This is a genomic window from Agromyces humi (genome assembly GCF_009720255.1).
GTDB lineage: Bacteria > Actinomycetota > Actinomycetes > Actinomycetales > Microbacteriaceae > Agromyces > Agromyces humi.
In genome coordinates this window covers 1-1,461 of the sequence record NZ_WJSP02000616.1, presented here as the reverse complement: position 1 = coordinate 1,461, position 1,461 = coordinate 1, and the positions used below count along the sequence as shown (strand labels likewise).

The 1,461-nt window shown below is 71.4% G+C and carries 2 protein-coding genes and 2 pseudogenes; 3 read left to right on the top strand and 1 reads right to left on the bottom strand.

From position 1 onward, the window contains the following. Positions 1-131 (bottom strand): annotated as a pseudogene (locus tag GH736_RS25420) (carbohydrate ABC transporter permease); the annotation flags it as partial. Between GH736_RS25420 and GH736_RS24385 the strand changes: the two are divergent. The 3 genes and pseudogenes from GH736_RS24385 to GH736_RS22885 form a co-directional block, all read left to right on the top strand. Continuing rightward, the gene (locus GH736_RS24385; RefSeq protein WP_162529605.1) at positions 103-354 is read left to right on the top strand and encodes a hypothetical protein; all 252 of its coding nucleotides are present in this window, start codon (positions 103-105) and stop codon (positions 352-354) included. The pseudogene GH736_RS25420 and the gene GH736_RS24385 overlap by 29 nt on opposite strands. 56 nt (positions 355-410) lie before the next feature. Beyond that, a complete protein-coding gene (locus tag GH736_RS22890; protein WP_159607312.1) occupies positions 411-1,022 on the top strand; it encodes a DUF1349 domain-containing protein in 612 nt (203 codons plus the stop codon). 110 nt (positions 1,023-1,132) lie between these two features. Further along, positions 1,133-1,461, top strand: a pseudogene (locus tag GH736_RS22885) (sugar phosphate isomerase/epimerase family protein); the annotation flags it as partial.

Sequence of the window (1,461 nt, the reverse complement as noted above, 5' to 3'; positions counted from 1 at the left end):
CCGAACGGGCCCTTGAAGTTGAAGAGGGAGGTCGAGATCATGCCCTCCGACGGCAGGTAGAGGAAGGGCAGGTAGAACTCGTTGTAGATGGCGATGCCCTTGATGATCACGACGGTCGCGATCGCCGAACGGGCGCGGCAGGAGGCCTGGGAGGAGATCGCGGGCGTCATCGAGGCCCGGCTCGCCCAGGAGTGGCCCGAGATCGAGATCGAGATCGACGAGGCGTACGAGCGCGAGCGCGACGACCGCATGCGCAGCCTCACCCTCGACCTCGAACGCGAGCTCGCGACGGCGCGGCAGCGGCGGGAGACGCTCGACGAGCTCGACGACTCGTTCGGCGCCTGGTCGGGCTGAGCGACGACGGCACCCGGCGGTCCGCGCCGACGGCGGTGGCGGATAGCGTGGAGCGCATGGAGCGGACACGCGTGGACTGGGAATCGGGCAGCTGGACCAGGGAGCCGGCGGCCTCGCGGGCCGACGACGGCGACCTCGTGGTCATGGCCATCGAGGGCAGCGACTGGTGGCGCACCACGCACTACGGCTTCGTGCACGACGACGGCCACGCGCTCGTGTCCGAGTGGCCGACGGATGCCGCGGTCGAGGTCACCTTCGACGCGTCGACGCTGACCGGGCTCTACGACCAGGCCGGCCTGCTGCTCTGGGCGGGCGCCGAGCAGTGGATCAAGACGGGCCTCGAGGTCTCCGACGGCGTGCTGCACGTCGGGGCCGTCGTGACGAACGGGGTGTCGGACTGGTCGCTCGCGCCGGTGCCCGAGTGGGCGGGGCGGCTCGTCACGATCCGGGCCAGCCGGGGCGGGGAGGCGGGCGACGCCGTCACACTGCGCGCGCGGAGCGATGCGGGTGGATGGCGAACCCTTCGCGTCGCGCCGTTCACCGCCGGCGCGGCATCCGTCGGGCCCATGATCTGCGCCCCGATGCGCGCCGATCTCGAGGTGCGGTTCACGGAGTGGGCCTTCACAGCGCCCGACGCCGACCTGCACGAGGACCCGCCGATCCGCTGACCCCACGCGCTGCCGGCCGTGTGAGGTGGTGCAGTTGTAAATATGTCAGAACCTAGTACCCTTGACCGCGGAGATGCGAAGCCGCATTCCAACGGTTGAGAGGACTCTCGGTGATCCGAACTGCGAACGCGCCGGTCAGTTACGGCGTCTTCGAACTTTCCCGTCCCGACCTCGTCCCGCTGCCCGACGGCGAGCAGCTGGCGTCGTGGGTCGCCGAGGCCGGATACGAGGGCATCGACCTCGGCCCGGTGGGCCTCTTCGGGGATCGCGAGACGCTGCCGCGCCTGCTCGAGCGCCACGGTCTCGCCCTCGCAGGCGGCTGGGTCGACCTGCCGTTCTCGGGCGACGACGCATCGTTCGAGCGGGCCGTCGCCGCGCTCCCGCCGACCCTCGAGCTCTTCGCCGCCGCCGCGGCCGTCGCGCCCGACCGGGCCCCGAA